The following is a 20625-nucleotide window of genomic DNA, read 5'->3' on the forward strand; positions in this document are numbered from 1 at the left end:
ATCTGCCCAACAAAGCTAATGCGCAACGTTCCGGTTCGGCCGAGTTCCTTTACTTCGTTAAATAGCCAATTTTTTCGCGTACGCGTTTCAAGGTTTGGGAAGCTATAGTCCGGGCTTTTTCGGCACCAACAGCTAAACGGGCGTCTATTTCGGGTAGGTTGTTCATGTAATAATTAAACTGCTCGCGCTCCTGCGTAAACCGCGCTAATATTAATTCGAACAAAGCTTGCTTGGCGTGGCCGTAACCGTAGTTGCCGTTCAGGTAATTCTGGCGCATGGTTTCTACCTCGGGAGGCGATGCCAGTAAAGCATACAATTTAAACGTAACATCCTCTTCCGGATTTTTCGGTTCTTCCAGGGTTTTGCTATCCGAAATAATAGATTTAACTACCTTTTTCAGTTCCTTTTCCGGCGCAAAAATATCAATAATATTACCGTACGATTTGCTCATTTTTTCGCCGTTGATGCCCGGTATGGTCATTACGTTTTCGTCTACGCGGGTTTGGGGCAATACAAAAGTTTCGCCATAGCGGTTGTTAAAAGCGCTGGCAATATCGCGGGCAATCTCTAAGTGCTGAATCTGGTCTTTTCCTACGGGTACATAATCGGCATCGTACAAAATAATATCGGCAGTCATGAGCACGGGGTAGGTAAACAAACCGGCATTTACCTCGGCTAAGCGGCTGCTTTTATCTTTAAAAGAATGCGCGTTGGCCAGCATCGGATACGGCGTAAAACAGCTCAAATACCAGGTAAGCTCACATACTTCGGGCACATCCGATTGCCGGTAAAAAATATTACGTTCGGTATCGAAACCACAAGCCAGCCAGGCGGCTGCAACGGCGTAGGTATTCTGGCGTAGGGTTTCGGCCTCGCGCACAGTGGTTAGCGAGTGTAAATCCGCAATAAAATAAAGCGATTCGTTTTCGGAATTTTTAGAAAGGGCTATAGCCGGCAAAATAGCGCCAAGTAAATTGCCTAAATGCGGCCGGCCGGTACTCTGTATTCCGGTAAGTATTCTGGACATGCTTTAAAATTTTACGCAATTTAATTATAAGATAGTTCCGTACCTAAACGAGTAACCAGATTAAATTTTTAGCGCTAATAAATCATAAAAATCAATAAATCAGATAAAATAAAAAATTAAGCAGATAACGTTTTATCTCTTTCGGCTTCTTGTAAAATCAGCTCGGCATCGCGGCCCAAATATCCATCAATAAAGTAATGCGCAATGTATAAAAGCGGCGTGAGCACAATGGCTACTGTAAATTTATAAATGTAATTAATAATGGCTACCGATATTACCTGCGCAACACTCCAGTTACCAAACGCATAAAAAGCAATAAACAACACCACAAACGAATCTATTAATTGCGAAACCAAGGTAGAACCAGTAGCCCGTAGCCATATTTTTTTACTGCCGGTTAATTTCCGAAGCCAGTGAAATACCGAGGCATCCAGGAGTTGAGAAACCAGAAAAGCTACTACCGACCCAATAATAATGCCGCCGCCCTGCCGGAAAATACTGTTAAAGGCAAAATCAATATTAAAGGCATTACCAGTAGTATCTTTGCTATTTACATCGAGCCAGAATTGAGCCGGCGGCAAATTGGTTATAATGGTTATTACCAAAAAAGCGTACAAAATAAGGCAAACTGTAATAATGCTGATTCGTTTAACCCCTTTTTTACCAAAATATTCATTTATAATATCGGTAGTAATAAAAACAATAGGCCAGATAACCACCCCGGCCGTTAAGTTAAAATCGAGCGTAAAGCCAGGTAAAACCGGAATTTGAGCACCGGGTAAGCCCAGCAAGGCTTCGGCCGAAAATATTTTTACCCCGATTATTTCTGCTAATAAGGCGTTGGCCAGGAAAATACTGCATAACACCAGAAACAACTTTGTTTTTTTAGCCTGCAAATGGTCTAGGGTAACGGACATAACTGCGGATTTTTTAGAAAGGAAATATAGAGAATATTTAGCTAATATAGTTATACCATTATCAAGCGAATCCTACGCTTAAATGTACATAATTGGTCATCCTGAGCTTGTCGCAGGATCTATAACAGCCTTATAAAATAGATTTATACCAGCTCGTATAAAGATTCTTCCATAGCCGCACTGTAATAATAGCTTTTGAACAAACCTCACAGGTCTTTTAGACCTGCGAGGTTTTAACCTATGACAGCTACTTTATACTATTAGGTATTAGATGTTTCGACAAGCTCAACATGACTCCTGTAGTTGGCGCATTATCAAATTGATAATAATATTGTTTAAATCCGTTTAGGTCCAAGAACTAAGCCCCTGAATATTTAGGATAGTAGCTTATTGCGAGAATTTAAAAATATCTAAATAATATTTACTCCAGAATACCAATGGTTTTACCTTCCAGGGCCAGGTGGGTATTATCAAAGACAGCTTTGGCTTCTTCGAGCAGCGGCGTTAAATCTTTGTAGCGCGCCGAAAAATGGCCAATCAATAACCGTTTTACTTCGGCTTTCAGGGCTAAGGTAGCAGCTTGTTTGGCCGTACTGTGGTAGGTATACACCGCGCGCTCCAACATATTATCCAGGAAAGTGGCTTCGTGGTAAAGCAAATCTACACCTTTTATGTAAGGTATTATATCTTCTTTGTAGCGGGTGTCACTGCAATAGGCGTACGATCGGCTGCGGCTAGGTTCGCTGGTAACATCTTCGTTTCGCACCAAAATATTGCCGGTTTCGTCCAGAATATCTTCGCCATTTTTCAGCCGGACTAGTTGCGGCGGAGAGAGAAAATCGGGTAGTTTGGCTTTTACCAGGTGCCGCGGTTTGGGCTTTTCCCGGAACAAAAAGCCGCAGCAGCTTACGCGGTGCTGCATGGGCAACGTATGGACGGTAATATATTTATCTTCGAAAATTTGCTGATGAACCGTGGTATCGAGTTCCTGAAAATCGAGCTTAAAATTGTAATGGGTGTTGGAATATTTAAACTGTAAAGTTAAAATATCGGCCAGGCCAGGTGGGCCAAAAATGGTGAGGGGAGTGGTTCGCTGCTGCAGGTGCATGGTAGAAAGCAAACCAAATAAGCCAAAAAAATGATCGCCGTGTAAATGGCTGATGAAAATATTAGAAATGCGCTGATGCTTTACTTTGTATCGCATCAGCTGCATTTGTGTGCCTTCTCCGCAATCAATTAAATTTAACTGATTGCCAATAGTTAAAATCTGGGCGGTATGATTACGGTTATACGATGGGGTGGCCGAAGAACTGCCTAATATTTTAAGTTCAAATTCCAAATGCTACCCCAGCCGTTATTATTCTTCTTTGTTAGTCAGGTCGCGCTCAATCTCGTGCAGAAATACGCGATCAATAGCCTCTTCTACAGTTGGCAGAATATTTAAAACCGACTCCAGTTTAGAAATGGTTATCAGTTTCATTACATGGTCCTGCAAGCCAGCTAATATTAACAAGCCGTTAGATGAATTACACAAACGGTTGGCAATCAAGATAGAACTAAGCCCGGAAGAGTCGGTGTATTTAACATTGCTCAAATCCAGAATCAGGTTGCTGATGCCTTCGGCGTTCAATTTCACAAATTCTGATTTTAAATCAGGAGCAATAGTAGTATCTAATTTTTTCTCATCAATGGTAATGATGGTGTAATTTTCTTTTTTATCGATAGTGTATTTCATACGTATTGCAATATAGATTTAAAGGCGAAGGTACCAATTTATAATTAAATTACGATGGTGTAATGGTTAAAATGTTTTGTTCAATGCCTTGCCGGATTCTTTCTTCCACGTTATCGTAAGGCACCCGTTCAAATTTTTTGCCGGTTACCACTTCGTATAATTCTATGTAGCGGGCCGAAATCTGGTCGAGCCACTCGTCGGTCATTTCGGGCACTTGTTGGCCGGCTTGTCCGCTAAAATTATTATCTAAAAGCCATTGCCGCACAAACTCTTTCGATAGCTGCCGCTGCGGCTCCCCGTTCGCCTGCCGCGCTTCGTAACCATCAGCGTAAAAATAGCGCGACGAATCTGGCGTATGAATTTCATCAATCAAATATATTTTGCCGTTGGCTTTCCCGAATTCATACTTCGTATCCACTAAAATTAATCCGCGTTCAGCGGCTATTTTGGAGCCTCGTTTAAATAAAGCCCGGGTATATTCTTCCAGTTGGCGGTATTCTCTTTCCGAAACAAGATTCGACCCAATAATGTTTTCGGCTGAAATATCTTCGTCGTGGCCTTCGGCGGCTTTGGTAGTGGGGGTAATAATGGGTTCGGGTAATTTATCGTTTTCCCGCAGGCCTTCGGGCATGTGTTGACCGCAAATTTCGCGCTTGCCGCTTTTGTATTCGCGCCAGGCGTGGCCAGCCAAATAACCCCTAATTACCATTTCTACTTTGTAAGGCTCGCATTTTACCCCAACCGTTACGCATGGGTCGGGTTGAGCCAGCACCCAGTTAGGTACCACATCGGCAGTAGCCGCCAGCGAAAAAGCAGCTATCTGGTTTAATACCTGACCTTTATACGGAATGGCCCGTGGCAAAACCACATCAAAGGCCGAAATGCGATCGGTTGCTACTACGGCCAGCTTATCCTGGAAATAATAAACATCGCGTACTTTGCCGCGGTAAAAACCGGTTTGTCCTGCAAAATTGAAATTGGTTTCTTTTAAGGCCTTCATCTAACTTGGTATAGCTACGGAGAGCAAAGTTAGAAAGATATTCTGAGCCTCAAAATAATGAATAATACGGATCGAAATTAAGCTTATATACCCAAGTTTAAGTATTAAACGAAGGCGCATGCAACCAACTAAGATGGATTGGCGTCGTAAGAAATAGCAGGAAAGGGGTTTTAAGTAATGATGAAGCAAGTATATTGTAAATATCTGGTGTTGGTTTTTTTTACGCTAACGGTGGGATGTCAGCCGGAATATGTTGAACCTGCCAGTACAGTGGGAACTACCAATAGCGAAGATTTGTGGAAGAAACCAGGCAAACCTTGCCCAGAATATTTTTACTTCTACGGGCAATCTAAAATTGATTTAGGAACCGTAAACACCTCTAAAATAATCCTCGGTTTTCAGGAGGGCATTACTGCGGCTCAGAAGGCAAGGTTTGTAGCGCAGTTTCCTTACCTGCATCGTATTCAAAACGAGTTTAATACCGGCAGTGCTGATGCAACCGTGGTGCAACTGAAAGATGGATTATCGTGTGCCCAAGTAGAAGCAATATTATTTAAATTAGCTAAAAAACGCGAAATACGGTATGCTACGCCATTTTTTCAATCTCCTTTCGAGGCAAACCTGCTCGGAATTACTAACCAGTTTATTGTAAACCTCAAGCCCGGCTATTCGGCTGCGGATATGAAAAAATTAACCAAACGCACCAAAACCCAAATAGTGGAGCAACTAGGGGATTATACTTTTATACTAAGTGCCGATAAATATGCCGCTGGCCATGCGCTGCAAATGGCTAATAAATTTGCCCGGTTTTACCAGGTAGAAAGTAGCGAGCCCGATTTTTATTATGGGTTTTAAATATCCGTAGTAGTTGGTAAAAAATCTTTCCTTTTCCGGACAAAATATTATTTAACCTGCTGCCAGCTATTTTGCGCTGGTTTGGCCCCGCGTGGCTGGTGGCTTCATGGCAAGTTTGCTACCGGGTTAACATAAACCTCAATACCAGCGTATTAAATTATTATTGTTTGTCTGGGGTAGTATAAGCTTTTTAGTTAAAGTCAGATGCTGGGCATTGTAAGCTTTGCGCAGGGCTAAAAATAATATAACCAACGATAAACAACTGATTAGACCAAAAAAGGCAGTAAATATTGCCGGATTTAAATTAAACTATGAAAAATTAAAATTTAGCAGCATGGCAGAAATTAATATTGAACGTAAAAAAACGCCGGTATGGCGGTGGTTATTAATCCTTATTTTATTGGCCTTAATAGCCTGGGCGGTTTATGAATTTGCCTACGATAAAGAAGACAATGATTTTGATGAAGTACCGGCTACCGGTATGGTAACCCTGGTGCCGCAGGCCCCGCTTTTAACCTGAACACGCTTTACTAAAAACTAACCTTAAGCGAAAAAACTATGAGAAATGATGAAATAAGAACCGAAGGGAATGAGCGTTTGCTGCCCTTGAGTAATTCTAAAGATTTTAAAGTAGCCAAAGATAACCCCGATGTTCGCGGCTGGCGCGTAGTAGGCTCCGATGGCGAAAGCCTGGGTGTAGTAAAAGACCTGATTGTAGATACCCAGGAAATGAAAGTGCGCTACCTGGCTTTAACGGCCGATAAGCGTTATTACAACGATAACTACGATCGTTATTTGCTGGTACCTATCGGGTCGGCTGCCCTCGACAAAAAAGGTAGTAATGTATTTGTTTCTAATATCGATTCCCGGACTATCCTGAATTATCCTACTTACCAGGGCGGGCCTATTACCGAAGATTATGAATACGCGGTGCGCGAAGCTTCCTTGCATCCCGGTGACCGGACCGATACGGTAAAAAGAGATAATGTAGCAACTGACCAGACTACAACCGTTAACGACCAAACAACTACCGTTAACGAACAGCCGGCTACGGTAGCGCCCCGGCGTATCTCCAATGATTTTTACAACAACGATACCTACAACGATAATAAATTTTATACTTCTGACCGCAACAATAACTACGACGACCGGTCGAGCTTTTCGCGGGATAACGTGAACACCGATATTTACCCGGATCGCAATGACACGGCTAACGGCATTCGCCCGGATGTAGATGAGTCAATATCTACTATTGAACGCCTAGAGCGCTTGCGGGAACGTGGTTCGATTACCGAAGACGAATTTAGGGTGCTGAAGAAAAGAGCCCTTGATTTGTAGCGTTGGTGCCGCAATATTCCTTTAAAACAGAAGCGCATCCCAACTGGGATGCGTTTCTATTTGAAATAAAAATATATTAATTAATGGCTTTTCACTTCGGCACTTACGTAAACGGCTTTGGCTTTATCGCGCAGGTTATATTCCGAAGACATTACTTCGGCGTAAGCCCCGGCCGTACGGATAGCTACAAAATCGTTCCGTTTGGTTTCGGGCAGAAAAACATCTTTGGCAAAACAATCCGTCGATTCGCAAATAGGCCCTACTACATTGTATTTTACTTCCGGACCCTGGCTGGTCAGGTTTTCAATTTTGTGGTAAGCCTGGTACAACATGGGCCGTAATAATTCGGTCATGCCGGCATCCAGAATGGTAAAATTAGTGGTTAAACCTTTTTTAACGTACAACACCCGCGATATTAACGAGCCGCATTGCGCTACCAGGGCCCGGCCTAACTCAAAATGTACCTGCTGGCCCGGCTGAACTTCTAAATGCTCGTTAAAAATGGCAAAGTAAGATTCAAAATCCGAAATCGGGCTTTCGTCGGGGTGGTAATAATCTACGCCTAAACCGCCGCCCACATTCAGGTGGGGTAAACGAATATTACGGCTGATAAACCATTGCTGTATTTCGTTAACCCGGTTGCACAGGTTTTTAAATACCGTTAAATCCATAATCTGCGAGCCAATATGGAAGTGCGTACCAATTAATTCCAGGTTTTCACAATTTTGTAAAAGCGCCAGCACATCTTCCAGTTCCCACATATTAATACCAAACTTATTTTCTTCTAAGCCGGTAGTGATGTATTTATGGGTATTGGCATCTACGTTGGGGTTAATGCGCAAAGCAATGCGAGCCACCTTGCCTTGTTTGCCAGCCAGCTCGTTAATTACTTCCAGTTCCTGCAACGATTCGCAGTTAAAACAGAAAATATTGTGTTGCAGCGCAAAGTTTATTTCGGCATCTGATTTACCTACGCCGGCAAAAACAATGTGCTCCGCATCGAAGCCCCGCTTTAAAGCCCGTTTTACTTCGTTGCCGCTTACGCAATCGGCGCCAAAGCCAAATTCCTGAATAAGCCGTAAAACCGGTTTGTTGCTGTTAGCCTTTAAAGCGTAATGTACCTGAAAATTATATTTAGAAGCAGCGTGCTGGGCACTTTCCAGTGTTTGCCGCAGTAAATCTAAATCGTATAAATAAAAAGGAGTAGGCTCTTGTTGCCAGCTCTCCTGCAAATCTTTAAGCATGTGCGGGTTGTTCTGTTTTGGTAAATACCCCTTCGTTTAAGGCAATTAAAGCCTGATTTTTATAGCTGGTATTTACTAATAAACTAATATTGTTTCTGCTGCCACCGTAAGAAATCATGCGTAACGGAATTTGCTGCAGCGATTTAAATATGGTTACCACAGTTCCGGGCGCAGCTTCAATAGAATCGCCCACGAGGCAAATAATCGAAAGATCCTGGTCTACTTCTACGGTACCAAATTCTTTCAATTCCGAAATAATTTCGTTCAGGAAGCGGGTATTATCAACCGTTAAAGATACCGCTACTTCCGAAGTGGTAATCATATCAATCGAAGTTTTGTATTCTTCAAAAACCTCGAAAATGCGGCGTAAAAAGCCGTAAGCCAGCAGCATACGGGTAGATTTTATTTTAATGGCGGTAATGCCATCTTTGGCGGCTACGGCTTTAATGCTGCTGCCAGAAGTACGGGCCGAAATAGTAGTGCCGCGGGCTTCGGGTTGCATGGTATTAAGCAGGCGCACCGGAATATTTTTTTGCTTAGCCGGCAATACGCTGGAAGGGTGCAATATTTTAGCCCCAAAGTAAGCCAGCTCGGCCGCTTCGTCGAACGATAATTCCGCGATAGGATAAGTGTTTTTTACAATTCGCGGGTCGTTGTTGTGCATGCCGTCAATATCGGTCCAAATCTGAATTTCTTCGGCTTGAATGGCCGCGCCAATTAAAGAAGCAGAATAATCGCTGCCGCCGCGTTTCAGGTTATCAATCTCTCCGAAGGTGTTCCGGCAAATATAACCCTGGGTAACAAATAATTGAGTATCGGGGTATTGAGCTAAATCAGTAACTAACTGTTGCGAGATAAAAGCGGTATCGGGCTCTTCGTTTTCATCAATTTTCATGAAATTCAAGGCCGGTAATAATACCGATGAAATATTGCTTTCTTCCAGGAAAAGCTGAAATAAACCCGTAGAAAGCAATTCGCCCTGGGCCAGAATGCCCCGCTCTTCGTGGCTGCTAAAATCATTTTTTACCTGCGATTTAATAAATTCAAAATGGCTTTGAATAAAATCTAAGGCAAGTTGTTTGTATTTATCTGTTTTATACAGGCCGTCAATTACCTGTTTATAAGTCTGGTGTAAATCTTCTATTAACCCCAAGGCCTCGGTTTGCTTGGCTTTAAACAGGTTATCAGAAATTTGTACGAGTTTATTGGTAGTACCCGACATGGCCGATAATACTACAATTTTGGGGTCTGGTGTGTTAATTAAACTAGCCACCATCTTCATGTTGGTAGGGGAGCCTACGGAAGTGCCGCCAAATTTTAAAACTTTCATGTAAAACAGTTTGGTTTTTTAGTAAAGTGCCACAAAGGTAATGATTTATGATACAATTGGTAAAAGTATACCCGCTTTTATAGATAAATATTTAATAGCAAGTAGCGTTAATCTGCCACCAGCATAAACAACCTGAGCAGTAAGCTTTAAGCATAATATTTAGTGACAACAGTGCTTTAAATAACCGCGCAGGTATAATATTTAGCTTTTTCCGGAAGATAAAATTACTGCGGCAGCATTGCCCCCAAAGCCCGCTGCTAAAATTAATATGCGATTTACAGCTGTAAACGGTTTGTTATTCAGGAAACAAGGGTAAGGAAAGGAGAGCGGAGCTAAATGCTGGAGAAGGTGAATAGCGTACTCCAGGCTAAAAGCCGCGGAAGCGCCTAAAGTGTGGCCAATCAGCCATTTATTAGAAGTGAGCGGAGGTAGATTATTCTCGCCGAATACCGCTTGCAAAGCCCTGATTTCCGCCGCATCGCCGGCAACGGTACCGGGCGCATGTAAAATAATTAAATCGATGGGCTGCGTGTTTTCAGCTTGTTGCAAGGCATTCCGAATGGCTTTCTGAAAATGCTGGCCATCTTTGGAGAGACCGGTTTTACTCGGAATAGCCTCCGTGGCAAACCCCACCGATTCGATAATAATGGGTGGATGGCTGGAATTATTTAATTCGGCAGCACTTACTTTCTCTAAGGCAAAAATGGCCGCGCCTTCCCCCAGAACAAAGGTGTTTTTCTTTTCTTCGTTTAAAGGGCGGCAAGGAATGGTTGGCTCCTGATCCTGGGAATAAATGCCAATGGCTTTCATTTGGGCAATCGTAAACGGGGTTAGCGGCGCTTCGGCGCCGCCGGCCAGAAAACGGGTAGCCATGCCGGATTTTAGCCAGGCAAAACCATTGGCAATAGCTTGTAAAGTAGTACTGCAGGTAACCGAGTGACTAACTACCGGCCCATTGGTTTGTAAATCGTTGGCTACCCACGACGAAATATTGCCCAGGGTAGTAACCGGTGAAGTTGGGGCCGGCACCTGTCCGGTGGTTAAATATTCTGTTAGGTAATTCTCGAAAAGCTCCGTAGCGCCGCGCGACGAACCAATATTTATGGCCACTTCTGAATCGCTCAGCCAACCGGCGGCCGCTACTGCCTGGCGCGCAGCTATGATGGCCAGCAGCACCGACCGGTCCACCGATTGGTAATTTTTTTTCTCCTGCTTTAACACTTTAAGAAAATTTTCGGCAACTTCGGATAAAGCGCCTACGGGCGTAACCATATGCTGGTAAATTCTTTTACCAAAGGTAGGCGTTGCGGTTTTATATGCTTTAGCTACCAAATTCTGATTATGGCCCAGCGGGGAGATGGAACCGTGCCCCCTAATAACAATATATTCTTTTTGGCTCAAGATGCTGAATCAGTGTTTTCGGTAAGCAAAGCGCTCATTTTTTCGATTACGCCGTACACAATATTTAATTGCTCTTCGGTAATACAGTAGGGCGGAAATATATAAATAATATTACCGAGGGGCCGTAATAAAACCTGGTGTTGTAAGGCAAAGTTATACAAACGGTTCCGGATTTGGTTAAAATAAGAGGTTGTGCCCATGTTAAATTCCAGAGCCAAAATAGTACCGGTTTGCCGGATATTTTTTATAGACGGATGACCGTTTAATTTTTCCTTGAATTGCTGGTGTTGGGCCGCAATGCGTTGCATGTTTTGCTGGGTTTGCGGTTGCACGAGCAACTCGTAGCTGGCAATACCGGCGGTACAGGCAATAGGGTTAGCGGTGTAGGAATGCCCGTGGAAGAAAGTTTTATTTGTTTCGGTACTTAAAAAAGCTTCAAAAATTGCCTGCGCGCAGGTAGTAACACCCAACGCCATTACGCCTCCCGTAAGCCCTTTCGATAAGCAAACCATATCAGGTTGTTTTGATAAATATTCGCAGGCAAAGTTGCGGCCGGTACGGCCAAAGCCCGTCATTACTTCATCGGCAATGGTTAAAATCTGGTGTTCTTTACAAATTTGCATGAGCTGGTTCAGAATATCGGGGCTATACATTACCATGCCGGCAGTGCCTAATACCAGCGGCTCAAATATAAAGGCAGCTATATCTTCTTGCTCAGTCAGTAATTTTAGCTGTGCAACGGTTTCTGCTTCGCGGCCCGTAACCGGCACATCTATAAATAAAACATCAAATAAATATTGCTGAAATGGCTGGGTAAAAGCGCTCCGGCTACTCACCGACATGGCCCCAAAGGTATCGCCGTGGTAACTATCGCGGAAGGCAATAATTTTATATTTAGTTTGCCCCAGGTTTTGCCAATATTGCATCGCCATTTTCAGGGCCACTTCTACGGCCGTAGAACCATTATCAGAATAAAAAACTTTGGCCTGATTAGCGGGTAATATTTGTAGTAAGTTTTCGGCTAAGGCTACGGCGGGTTCGTGGGTAAAGCCGGCAAATATTACGTGGTCGAGGCGGTTAAGCTGCTCGGTTATTTTTTGTGTAATGTGCGGGTGGCAATGGCCGTGTAAATTAACCCACCACGACGAAATAGCATCGATGTAGGTATTACCTGCCTCGTCGTATAATAAAGCACCTTCTCCGCGCACAATTGGCAACGGTGGCGCTGCCGTTTGCATTTGTGTATAAGGATGCCAGATTATAGCTTGGTCGCGTTGTGTTAAATTCATTATAAAACGTTTAATCTATCTCTAAGCTGAACCGCATAATCCGAAATAATCTCCAGGGTTAATTTTTCTTCGGGTAAAACCGATAATAATTTAGGCAGGCCGGTATAATTCAGAATAAAGTCTTCGGAAGCAGTATTGGGTTCGCCATTAAATATTAGACCTAATATGTTGATGTTGCGGTTTTTTAAAGCTTCCCAGGTTAATAAAGTATGATTAATGCTGCCTAAATAATTCCGGGAAACCAATACAACTTCGCACGCAAATATTGGCAGCAAATCTACCATAAGTTTAATATTGTTTAGGGGTACCAATAAACCACCGGCTCCCTCAATAACTAAATGGTTAGCAGTTTCCGGAAGTTGAATATTTTTAAGTTCGATGGTTATGTTTTCTGCTTCGGCGGCAGCGTGTGGCGAAAGCGGCAATGGCAACCGGTAAGCTTCCGGGTGAAACCTGGATTTTTTGTTTTGAATTAACTTATTAACGGTTGCGGTATCGGAATCGGTTAGGGTGCCCGATTGTACCGGCTTCCAGTAATCGGCTTGCAGGGCTTCGGTTAAAATAGCCGCAACTACAGTTTTGCCAACATCAGTGCCAATGCCGGTTACAAATATTCTTCTCATAATTGCGTGCTAATTGCGGCGGCTAATGCATCTATTTCGGCCTCCGTGTTAAAAGCGTGCACAATCAGGCGCAGCCTTTCTTTTCCGGCTGGTACCGTCGGACTGAAAATAGGCCGGGCATCAATGCCGTCGGCTTGCAACTTTTGGCTGATTGTTCTCAAGGAAGCTACATCTGGCGCTTGCAGCCATTGAATAGGACTATCGGTTGGGTTTACTTTAATATTTGGGTAAGGCGCCAACGCGTTTTTTAAATAAACTGCCAATTGTTTAACCCGGCTTCTTTCAAAGTTTAATTCGGGCAAAAGTTCGTAAGCTGTTTTAATATTTAATAAAGCATGCAGCGGCAGGGCCGTGGTATAAATAAAGGGCCGGCTGAAATTAATTAAAAATTGGCGGAGCGCCTCTGAACCAACCATCGCCGCCCCGTGGCAACCCAGCGCTTTCCCAAAAGTCATGATGCGGGCAAAGACTTTATCTGCTAAACCCAATTCCTGCACCAGGCCACCACCGTTGGGACCGTACAAACCGTTAGAATGCGCTTCGTCTACGACCAGGTAAGCACCTTTTTCTGCGCAAATCTGTACCAAATCAATTAACGGGGCAAAATCGCCATCCATAGAATACAGCGATTCTACGGCTACGTAAACATCGCCGGTAGCACGTTGAAATTTTTTTTGTAAATCATCCGGAGAATTGTGCCGGAACGAAAACGATTGGGCAAAACTTAAGCGAATGCCGTCTTTAATAGACGCATGGCTGGCCTCGTCATACAAAATGGTATCGCCGCGTTGCGGAATTGCCGAGAAAAAACCGGTGTTGGCGGCAAAACCCGAATTAAAAAGCAAGGTGGCTTTGGCAGCGTGAAATTGGGCAATTTGTTTTTCTAAAGCTTCGGCCAAAGCAGAATTACCCGATAACAGCCGGGAACCCGTAGCACCCACGGGTAAGTGCGCATAATTTAATAATTCCGCTTCCAGCCGGGCACGGAGTTTTTGCGAGCGGGCCAGGCCCAGGTAATCGTTTGAGCAAAAATCAATAGCGGCAGCCGTGGTTTTGAGCTGCCGCAAAATGCCGTTTTGTTCCCGCTGGGCCAGTTTTTGCCTTAATTTTAAGGGCAAATCCATTTGGTTAAGCAACTACTTCGCCGGCTTCTTTAAAAGCTTTGCGGGGCGATAAACCCAGCAACTGAAACATGAGTTGGTCTTCGTTTACGCCTGGGTTAGGCGTAGTTAATAATTTATCGCCGGAAAAAATAGAGTTAGCGCCCGCCATAAAGCACAGAGCCTGTTCGGGTAAGCTCATTTCGGTGCGGCCAGCCGATAAGCGAACCATGGTGCGCGGCATGGTAATACGGGCCGTGGCAATCATCCGGATCATTTCCCAAACCGAAACGCGGGGCTGATGCTCCAGGGGCGTACCCGCTACCGGCACCAGCGCATTTACCGGTACTGACTCGGGGTGCTCGGGCAAGTTAGAGAGTACGTGCAGCATTTCAATCCGGTCTTCGTCGGTTTCGCCTAAGCCAATAATGCCGCCGCTGCACACCGAAATACCGGCGTTGCGCACGTTTTCGATGGTATTCAGGCGGTCTTCGTATTTACGGGTAGTAATAATTTTTTCGTAATGGTCGCCGGAAGTATCCAGGTTGTGGTTGTAGGCGTATAAACCGGCTTCTTTTAGGCGCTGGGCCTGGTACTCGTTCAGCATACCCAGCGTACAGCAAACTTCCAGGCCAATATCATTTACTTTGGAAACCATACCCAGCACCCGGTCAAAATCGCGGTTATCGCGTACTTCGCGCCAGGCGGCTCCCATACAAAAACGAGTAGAGCCGGCAGCTTTGGCCTTTTGGGCGGCAGCCAGTACGGTTTCTTCCTGCAACAAGGCCTGCACTTTTACATCGGTGTGGTAACGGGCGGCCTGCGGGCAATAAGCGCAATCTTCGGGGCAACCACCGGTTTTTACCGATAACAACGTACACACCTGAACCTCGCTGCCGGTATGGTATTTCCGGTGCACCTGCGATGCCTCGTAAATAAGTTCCAGCAAAGGTTTTTCGTATATTTCTTTAATCTCCTCCGGAGTCCAGTTATTGCGTATTTCGGCAGTAAGGCTATTCAGGCTCATAAGTAATTTAATTTGGCGCTACGAAAATAAGTAAGATTACTTTTCGAACCGAATATTTTTATTGCTGGTCCGGTAAAAAATAACGTACGCTAAGGTTTAGCGCCTGGACTAAAGGCTTCTAAATATTAAGCGCCCGCATCCGACACTACCTGCCCGTTGCGGTAAGTTACCGATTTTATTGTTTTACCGGAGGCATCGAAATATTTCCAGATGCCGGATTGTTTATTGTTTTTGTAGATGCCGGTAATTTCGGGTTTGCCGTCTTCGAAATATTGCTTGAAAGCGCCTTGGCGGAGCCCTACTTTAAACTCGGTCTCGGATTTTACTTTGCCCGATGGATAATATTGTAGCTGCACGCCATTTATTTTGCCTTTGGTGTACGGCGATTTTTCCTGTACCTGTCCATCTTCGAAATAAACCAGGCGGTCGCCTTCGAGTTTATTGATTTCGTAAGTTTCTTTTATCTTAATTTTTTTAGGGGCATCGTAATAGGTCTTCCAGTCGCCTGATTTAGCATTTTGCTTTAGGTTTTGTTCTTCTTTTACGTTGCCCGACGGGTAAAAAGAGGTGATTTTCTGGGTAGTACCATTATCTGAATACCGGATTTCCTGCTTGAGTTTGCCTGTTTCGTAAAAATGCTGCGTTAAACCTTCTTTAACTCCCTCTTTATAATTAATACTGCTCATTATTTGGCCGTTTTCGTAGTAAGTTTTAGCCAAACCATCAATCTGGCTGGTGGTATTTTTACTCTGAAATACGTCGCGGCCTGTTACAATACTGGTGCTGGCGCGTGCTTGTTCTTTGGGCTTGGCAATGGTTACAGATTTATAATTAATTTCGGATTTTAACTTACCAGAGCGGTAATAACTTTTAAAACTGCCGGTCCGTTTACCATCAATATTCTGCGCTTCTGATTCCAGTTGGCCGTTGTCGTAAAAGATTTTGTACATGCCATCGGGTACGCCGTTTTTGTAATTGGCTTCGGTGTGTGGTTTGCCGTTAGGAAAATAAGTAAGCGCCGTACCATTCTGTTGGCTCCGGGCGTATGTTATAGCCGATTTTAAGGTGCCATCCGGGTAATATTCTTTTACCACGCCTTCCGGCACGCCATTTACAAAAGTTGCTTCGGTTTTGGGCTGGCCGTTTTCGTGGTACGTTTTAAAGGTGCTGGTTTGCTGGTCGTTTTGGTAAGTGCCTTCCTGCAACAATTTGCCGTTGGCGTAATACGATTTAAAAGGCCCCTGCTTTTTATTGTCGGCGTAATTAATTATTAATTTTGTTTGGCCGTTCTCGAAATATTCGGTGTAGGTGCTGTCGCGTTTGCCCCGCACAAATTTGCCTACGCCTTCCAGTTTGCCGCTCCGGTAAAACCGCTGGTATTTGCCGTGCGGTACCGTATCGGTGGGCAGCATAAAATAAACTTCCTTAACTTTTGCATTAAGGGTATCGTGGTAAGTTACTACTTTTTTAAGTTGGGCAAAGCCGGTGGTCTGGCAGAAAAATATTGCCAGTAAAGCAATTGCCCAGCGCATTAATTTTAACATAGGGTATCTAAAATAAAAACAGCCTTACATTTTAACGTAAGGCTGCCTGTAAAAAACATGCCAGATTTAAAATTATATTTTTTGAATAACCAAAGCTGAGGCACCGCCGCCGCCATTGCAAATACCGGCTACGCCAATTTTACCTTGCTTTTTATCTAACACATTGCACAAGGTGGTAACAATACGCGCCCCGGAAGCGCCCAACGGATGACCCAGCGATACCGCGCCCCCAAAAATATTAACTTTCTCGTTTTCGAGGTTTAGCTTCTGATTATTAGCCAACGAGACTACCGCAAAGGCTTCGTTAATTTCGTAATAATCAACTTCGTTGGCGTTAACTCCGGCATTTTTTAAAGCTTTGGGAATGGCCAGGGCAGGAGAGGTGGTAAACCATTTGGGTTCTTGTTCGGCATCGGCAAAACCTAATATTTTAGCAATTGGTTTTACACCCAGCGCTTCGGCTTTTTCGCGGCTCATGAGGAGCACTGCTGCCGCGCCATCGTTCAGGGTAGAGGCATTAGCGGCCGTAATGGTACCTTCTTTGTCGAAAACCGGTTTCAGGCCGGCAATTTTATCGAAGTTAACTTTAGAATATTCTTCGTCTTGGGTTACCAGCAACGGATCTTTGCCGCGTTGCGGAATTTCTACCGGTATTATTTCGTCTTTAAAATAGCCTTGTTCGGCGGCGGCGGCACTGCGGCGGTACGATTCAATGGCAAAGGCATCCTGCATTTCGCGGGTTATACCCATTTCGCGGGCCGTATTTTCGGCCGCATTACCCATGTGATAATCGTTGTACACATCCCACAAGCCGTCTCTAAGCAAGCCATCTATCATCTGGCCGTGGCCCAGTTTAGCGCCAAAGCGGGCTTTATCCAGGTAAAACGGCACATTCGACATACTTTCCATGCCGCCGGCTACCACTACTTCTTTGTGGCCCAGCATAATAGCCTGCGCCCCAAACATAATGGCTTTGGTACCCGAGGCACAAACTTTATTAATAGTTGTACATTCTACTTCGTAGCCCAGGCCGGCAAAAAGCGCCGCTTGCCGGGCCGGCGCCTGCCCCAGGTTAGCCGATAGTACATTGCCCATGAGTACTTCCTGTACTTCATTCGGATCTACACCGGCTTTGGCCAAAGCCCCTTTTATAGCAATTGCGCCTAGCTGGGTAGCCGATAAACTGGCTAAAGCGCCGCCAAAACTGCCAATAGGCGTCCGGATAGCCGATATAATATATACTTCTTTTAGTTGCATGGTGCGTGGGGAATATTCAAAATAAAAAATTATGCTGGTTAGGCAAGCCATAATAACCTGTTTGGCTACTTTGAGTTTACCAATCCGGTTTGTTTTTGTTTTGCCGGGATTGCGGTTGGGGCTTGGGTAACTGCTGCAAATATTGTAATTCGGCATTCTGCATGGCTTCCAGCAACAGCAAAGCTTTTTCCGGCGATAAATCGGTTTTGCCTAAACGTTTGTGTAAGGTTTGCATTTGCTGCTCCTGGTTGGTAATTTCTGCGGGGTTTTCGCTGGCCCCGAAAGCACCTGGGTTTACTGAATTATTGTTATTATTTAATCCTTTGGTGTTACCGGGTTGGTTGCCGCTATTTTGGGGCGTATCGCCACCCGCAACTGGTTGCTTATCCGGCTTGTTTCCGGTAGAATTATTTTGCTGATTATCCGTTGGGCCTTCGGGCTGCGGTTTATTTTGTGGCGGTTCCTGGCCTTGCTGTGTTAAGTCGCTGATAAAATCGGGGTTGCCGGCTTCAGAGGCGCTCACGCCCTGACCCCTTTTGGGTTGCGGTGCTGCCTGCTTTTCTTTCGGGTTTTTTCGATTGGCGGAACGGCGCGGAAATCTAGCTGGGTTTTGGGTTTGATATTTTTTTACCAGCTCGTAGTTGTAGCGGGCAATCTCGTTGCGCGGGTTTTTAATTATAGCCTGCCGGAAGAAATACAAAGCTTTTTCGGGGTTATTATCTTCATAAGCCAGTATACCTAACTGGTTGAGGGCAGCGCCTTGCAAATCGGCATCGGGGTTGTTGCGGAGTTGGTGGTAATATTTTTGGGCTTTCTCTAAGTTGCCCGCCAGGTACGTAGCATGGGCCAGGTTTAAGAGCAAGCCAGCGTCTTTAACGTTAAGCGAGTTGCGCAGATAGTTGTATTGTTGCTCGGCTTGTTCGTAGGCTTGCTGTAAATAATATTCCTGGGCCTTGGCTACGCCTTCGTTTATGCGCGAAGCTTTTTTCAGCCCATCGCCTACCGAAGAAAAAAATAATAAAACCAGGAGGAAATACCTCATATTTTAATCACATTAACTGTAATCAGCACATCAGCTACTATTAATATTAACGCTAAAAAAAGCGGATACATATATTTATTCGCGGTAATATCAATGGTTTTGGCTTCCTGGGTTTCGCCTTCTACTAAATTAACAGCCCGCACCAGTTCGTCCATTTCGTTTTTATCATTTGTAATTTCGAAATAGCTACCATTGGTGCGCCGGGCAATTTCCCGTAAAGGCTCATCGTTTAGCCGGCTCGTAACCTGTTGGCCGTTGCGATCCTTTTTAAAATTCTGGCCCTCGGGCACAAAATCACCGGTTTCGGTGCCAATACCCAACGTAAATACTTTTATTTGTTGGTTACGCAGCCGTTGTAAAGTTACCCGCACATCTTCCCCAAAATTTTCGCCGTCACTTATTAATGTAATTAGCCGGGCTTTCGGCGAAATATTACCTGAATCAGGATTTGCTTCGAATTTTTGTAAGGCCAATTGCAGAGCAGGTTCGTAATTGGTGCCGGTAGCGGAGGCTTGGTTGGTATTTAACAAACGGGTGTAAAGCAGTAAGGCTTCCAGGTCGAAAGTCAGGGGACATTGCACCAAAGCTTCGGACGTAAATAGTATCAGGCCTACACGGTCGGCGTTAAACGCCGGCACCGCCTGGGTTAGCTCGTACTTAATTTTTTCGAGGCGGGAAGGGGCAACATCCCGCACGTTCATAGACGCAGATAAATCGACTAGCAGGAATATATCTTTGCCAACCGTTTTAATTTCTTTTTTCATGGCCCCAAAAGAAGGACCCAGCACGGCAATAAGCAGGAGCAGCATATAAACCGACCGGATAATAAATTTAATCCAGAGCCACTGCGGACCTTGTTTAAAATATTGCGCCAGTCTTTTAATGCGGTAAGCGTAGGAGCCGTACAGCAACAGAAATAAGGTGCCAAATAATATTTCGAGCCAGGAAAGCGATTGGTACCAGTTCATGTAGGGCGATAACAGCAGTGGCGAAACTGCAAATATAGGAAAGCTTTTGGAAGCACTATTGTTTTAGAAGAAACGCCGGGACGCTGAAAGGCAGTATACGCAACAAAACAATTTTTGGAAGCACCTGAGCCTCTGAAATATACTCCGGAAAGAATATTTTTTAGCAGATTCTTAACCAGAAATTAAGCTGAACAGTTGTGTAATTGAAAATTGTTATTGTATATTTGCGCACTCTTCAACCGGAAGAGCATGGAGAGATGGGTGAGTGGCTGAAACCAGCAGTTTGCTAAACTGCCGTACCTCTAAAGGGTACCGGGGGTTCGAATCCCCCTCTCTCCGCCAGATTTTTTTTAAATAAAGTTTTTTTTCTAAAAAAAAGCTTTTATGTTTGCACCGCGATTAGCAAAAGCCGCTTCCAGGAATTTGTTCTTCGTGTTGTTCGGGGTGTAGCGTAGCCCGGTATCGCGCCACATTTGGGATGTGGAGGTCGTAGGTTCGAATCCTGCCACCCCGACAAAAACTGAATTACGAATTAGAATTAGAATGACGAAACGTATCTTAAGATATACCTCAATTCTAAATTCCAGTTCGTAATTTTTTTTTGATGGTCTCGTAGCTCAGCTGGATAGAGCAACTGCCTTCTAAGCAGTAGGTCTTTGGTTCGAATCCAAACGGGATCACAAATTGAGAAAGAAAACCCTCTTTGTACTATGCAGAGAGGGTTTTTTATTTTACAAGTTTTATATTTTATGTTGAGAATATAGCTAAAGTTAGCTACTAATTATAATTCTCTACAGTTTCGACCTATCCTTTTTACACTAATTGAGTTCGTCAATTATTTTATGTGTTATAAGCACAATGTATTACAAATATTTAATTTAAGTTTAGTTAAAGCTTTTTCCCTATATTTCTCCTGCTATTTATTTCT

19 protein-coding genes and 3 tRNA genes are annotated in these 20625 nt (G+C 44.2%); 6 read left to right on the forward strand and 16 right to left on the reverse strand.

The features are described from left to right. Window positions 1-49: 49 nt before the first annotated feature. The 5 genes from trpS to F0145_RS22045 form a co-directional block, all read right to left on the reverse strand. Window positions 50-1027, reverse strand: coding sequence for a tryptophan--tRNA ligase (trpS, locus tag F0145_RS22025; protein ID WP_150092060.1), 978 nt, complete (start codon window positions 1025-1027; stop codon window positions 50-52). 116 nt (window positions 1028-1143) lie between these two features. Then, on the reverse strand, window positions 1144-1944 hold the full coding sequence (locus tag F0145_RS22030; protein ID WP_150092062.1) for a queuosine precursor transporter: 801 nt from the start codon (window positions 1942-1944) through the stop codon (window positions 1144-1146). Between the two features lie 421 nt (window positions 1945-2365). After that, window positions 2366-3283 (reverse strand): ribonuclease Z, encoded by a 918-nt coding sequence (locus F0145_RS22035; protein ID WP_150092064.1) that lies wholly within the window; start codon window positions 3281-3283, stop codon window positions 2366-2368. Between the two features lie 18 nt (window positions 3284-3301). Further along, window positions 3302-3679 carry an STAS domain-containing protein gene (locus tag F0145_RS22040; RefSeq protein WP_150092066.1) on the reverse strand — a complete coding sequence of 126 codons (378 nt, stop codon included), beginning with the start codon at window positions 3677-3679 and terminating at the stop codon, window positions 3302-3304. Window positions 3680-3728: 49 nt separating this feature from the next. Next, complete coding sequence (locus F0145_RS22045) at window positions 3729-4679, reverse strand: phosphoribosylaminoimidazolesuccinocarboxamide synthase (protein ID WP_150092068.1); 951 nt, start codon at window positions 4677-4679, stop codon at window positions 3729-3731. A 177-nt stretch (window positions 4680-4856) separates the two neighbouring features. Here F0145_RS22045 and F0145_RS22050 point away from each other — a divergent pair, with 177 nt between their 5' ends. The 3 genes from F0145_RS22050 to F0145_RS22060 all read left to right on the forward strand — a co-directional run bounded on the left by F0145_RS22050 (window position 4857) and on the right by F0145_RS22060 (window position 6872). Further along, window positions 4857-5534, forward strand: a complete 678-nt coding sequence (locus tag F0145_RS22050) for a hypothetical protein (RefSeq protein WP_150092070.1) — start codon at window positions 4857-4859, stop codon at window positions 5532-5534. A gap of 334 nt (window positions 5535-5868) precedes the next feature. Continuing rightward, window positions 5869-6054, forward strand: a complete 186-nt coding sequence (locus tag F0145_RS22055) for a hypothetical protein (RefSeq protein WP_150092072.1) — start codon at window positions 5869-5871, stop codon at window positions 6052-6054. A 38-nt stretch (window positions 6055-6092) separates the two neighbouring features. Beyond that, window positions 6093-6872, forward strand: coding sequence for a PRC-barrel domain-containing protein (locus F0145_RS22060; protein WP_150092074.1), 780 nt, complete (start codon window positions 6093-6095; stop codon window positions 6870-6872). Window positions 6873-6952: 80 nt separating this feature from the next. Here F0145_RS22060 and lysA read toward each other — a convergent pair whose 3' ends face one another. From lysA to F0145_RS22115, 11 genes are all read right to left on the reverse strand, one after another. Further along, complete coding sequence (gene lysA, locus F0145_RS22065) at window positions 6953-8116, reverse strand: diaminopimelate decarboxylase (protein WP_150092076.1); 1164 nt, start codon at window positions 8114-8116, stop codon at window positions 6953-6955. Then, window positions 8109-9446, reverse strand: coding sequence for an aspartate kinase (locus F0145_RS22070; RefSeq protein ID WP_150092078.1), 1338 nt, complete (start codon window positions 9444-9446; stop codon window positions 8109-8111). The genes lysA and F0145_RS22070 overlap by 8 nt, the downstream gene beginning before the upstream one ends. A gap of 201 nt (window positions 9447-9647) precedes the next feature. Further along, window positions 9648-10847, reverse strand: coding sequence for a beta-ketoacyl synthase N-terminal-like domain-containing protein (locus F0145_RS22075; protein ID WP_223816200.1), 1200 nt, complete (start codon window positions 10845-10847; stop codon window positions 9648-9650). Beyond that, window positions 10844-12136 (reverse strand): adenosylmethionine--8-amino-7-oxononanoate transaminase, encoded by a 1293-nt coding sequence (gene bioA / locus F0145_RS22080; RefSeq protein ID WP_150092082.1) that lies wholly within the window; start codon window positions 12134-12136, stop codon window positions 10844-10846. The genes F0145_RS22075 and bioA overlap by 4 nt, the downstream gene beginning before the upstream one ends. Further along, entirely contained in the window at window positions 12136-12759 is a 624-nt protein-coding gene (bioD, locus tag F0145_RS22085) for a dethiobiotin synthase (protein ID WP_150092084.1), read from the reverse strand. Before bioD ends, bioA begins: the two co-directional genes overlap by 1 nt. Further along, the gene (locus F0145_RS22090) at window positions 12756-13883 is read right to left on the reverse strand and encodes an aminotransferase class I/II-fold pyridoxal phosphate-dependent enzyme (protein WP_150092086.1); all 1128 of its coding nucleotides are present in this window, start codon (window positions 13881-13883) and stop codon (window positions 12756-12758) included. Before F0145_RS22090 ends, bioD begins: the two co-directional genes overlap by 4 nt. Window positions 13884-13887: 4 nt before the next feature. Further along, a complete protein-coding gene (bioB, locus tag F0145_RS22095) occupies window positions 13888-14886 on the reverse strand; it encodes a biotin synthase BioB (RefSeq protein WP_150092088.1) in 999 nt (332 codons plus the stop codon). A gap of 125 nt (window positions 14887-15011) precedes the next feature. Further along, window positions 15012-16430 carry a toxin-antitoxin system YwqK family antitoxin gene (locus tag F0145_RS22100; protein ID WP_150092090.1) on the reverse strand — a complete coding sequence of 473 codons (1419 nt, stop codon included), beginning with the start codon at window positions 16428-16430 and terminating at the stop codon, window positions 15012-15014. Between the two features lie 72 nt (window positions 16431-16502). Then, window positions 16503-17687, reverse strand: coding sequence for an acetyl-CoA C-acyltransferase (locus F0145_RS22105; RefSeq protein WP_150092092.1), 1185 nt, complete (start codon window positions 17685-17687; stop codon window positions 16503-16505). Between the two features lie 76 nt (window positions 17688-17763). Next, window positions 17764-18729: a tetratricopeptide repeat protein gene (locus tag F0145_RS22110; protein ID WP_150092094.1), complete on the reverse strand. Its 966-nt coding sequence runs from the start codon at window positions 18727-18729 to the stop codon at window positions 17764-17766. Then, window positions 18726-19697, reverse strand: a complete 972-nt coding sequence (locus tag F0145_RS22115; protein ID WP_150092096.1) for a vWA domain-containing protein — start codon at window positions 19695-19697, stop codon at window positions 18726-18728. The genes F0145_RS22110 and F0145_RS22115 overlap by 4 nt, the downstream gene beginning before the upstream one ends. A 251-nt stretch (window positions 19698-19948) precedes the next feature. Between F0145_RS22115 and F0145_RS22120 the strand changes: the two genes are divergently transcribed. From F0145_RS22120 to F0145_RS22130, 3 genes are all read left to right on the forward strand, one after another. Continuing rightward, window positions 19949-20039, forward strand: a tRNA-Ser gene (locus F0145_RS22120). Between the two features lie 98 nt (window positions 20040-20137). Then, window positions 20138-20211 (forward strand) — tRNA-Pro (locus tag F0145_RS22125). 92 nt (window positions 20212-20303) lie between these two features. Beyond that, window positions 20304-20377: transfer RNA gene (locus F0145_RS22130), tRNA-Arg, on the forward strand. Window positions 20378-20625: the final 248 nt, after the last annotated feature.

Source organism: Adhaeribacter rhizoryzae (assembly GCF_008629685.1).
Taxonomy (GTDB): Bacteria; Bacteroidota; Bacteroidia; order Cytophagales; family Hymenobacteraceae; genus Adhaeribacter; species Adhaeribacter rhizoryzae.

Bases quoted from the DNA above. Each gene is read 5' to 3' on its own strand.
- bioD (WP_150092084.1), bottom strand. From the start codon at position 12,759: ATGAGAAGAATATTTGTAACCGGCATTGGCACTGATGTTGGCAAAACT.
- F0145_RS22090 (WP_150092086.1), bottom strand. From the start codon at position 13,883: ATGGATTTGCCCTTAAAATTAAGGCAAAAACTGGCCCAGCGGGAACAA.
- F0145_RS22050 (WP_150092070.1), top strand. From the start codon at position 4,857: ATGATGAAGCAAGTATATTGTAAATATCTGGTGTTGGTTTTTTTTACG.
- F0145_RS22045 (WP_150092068.1), bottom strand. From the start codon at position 4,679: ATGAAGGCCTTAAAAGAAACCAATTTCAATTTTGCAGGACAAACCGGT.
- bioB (WP_150092088.1), bottom strand. From the start codon at position 14,886: ATGAGCCTGAATAGCCTTACTGCCGAAATACGCAATAACTGGACTCCG.
- F0145_RS22060 (WP_150092074.1), top strand. From the start codon at position 6,093: ATGAGAAATGATGAAATAAGAACCGAAGGGAATGAGCGTTTGCTGCCC.
- bioA (WP_150092082.1), bottom strand. From the start codon at position 12,136: ATGAATTTAACACAACGCGACCAAGCTATAATCTGGCATCCTTATACA.
- F0145_RS22040 (WP_150092066.1), bottom strand. From the start codon at position 3,679: ATGAAATACACTATCGATAAAAAAGAAAATTACACCATCATTACCATT.
- F0145_RS22070 (WP_150092078.1), bottom strand. From the start codon at position 9,446: ATGAAAGTTTTAAAATTTGGCGGCACTTCCGTAGGCTCCCCTACCAAC.
- F0145_RS22110 (WP_150092094.1), bottom strand. From the start codon at position 18,729: ATGAGGTATTTCCTCCTGGTTTTATTATTTTTTTCTTCGGTAGGCGAT.
- F0145_RS22030 (WP_150092062.1), bottom strand. From the start codon at position 1,944: ATGTCCGTTACCCTAGACCATTTGCAGGCTAAAAAAACAAAGTTGTTT.
- F0145_RS22115 (WP_150092096.1), bottom strand. From the start codon at position 19,697: ATGAACTGGTACCAATCGCTTTCCTGGCTCGAAATATTATTTGGCACC.
- lysA (WP_150092076.1), bottom strand. From the start codon at position 8,116: ATGCTTAAAGATTTGCAGGAGAGCTGGCAACAAGAGCCTACTCCTTTT.
- F0145_RS22105 (WP_150092092.1), bottom strand. From the start codon at position 17,687: ATGCAACTAAAAGAAGTATATATTATATCGGCTATCCGGACGCCTATT.
- trpS (WP_150092060.1), bottom strand. From the start codon at position 1,027: ATGTCCAGAATACTTACCGGAATACAGAGTACCGGCCGGCCGCATTTA.
- F0145_RS22100 (WP_150092090.1), bottom strand. From the start codon at position 16,430: ATGTTAAAATTAATGCGCTGGGCAATTGCTTTACTGGCAATATTTTTC.
- F0145_RS22055 (WP_150092072.1), top strand. From the start codon at position 5,869: ATGGCAGAAATTAATATTGAACGTAAAAAAACGCCGGTATGGCGGTGG.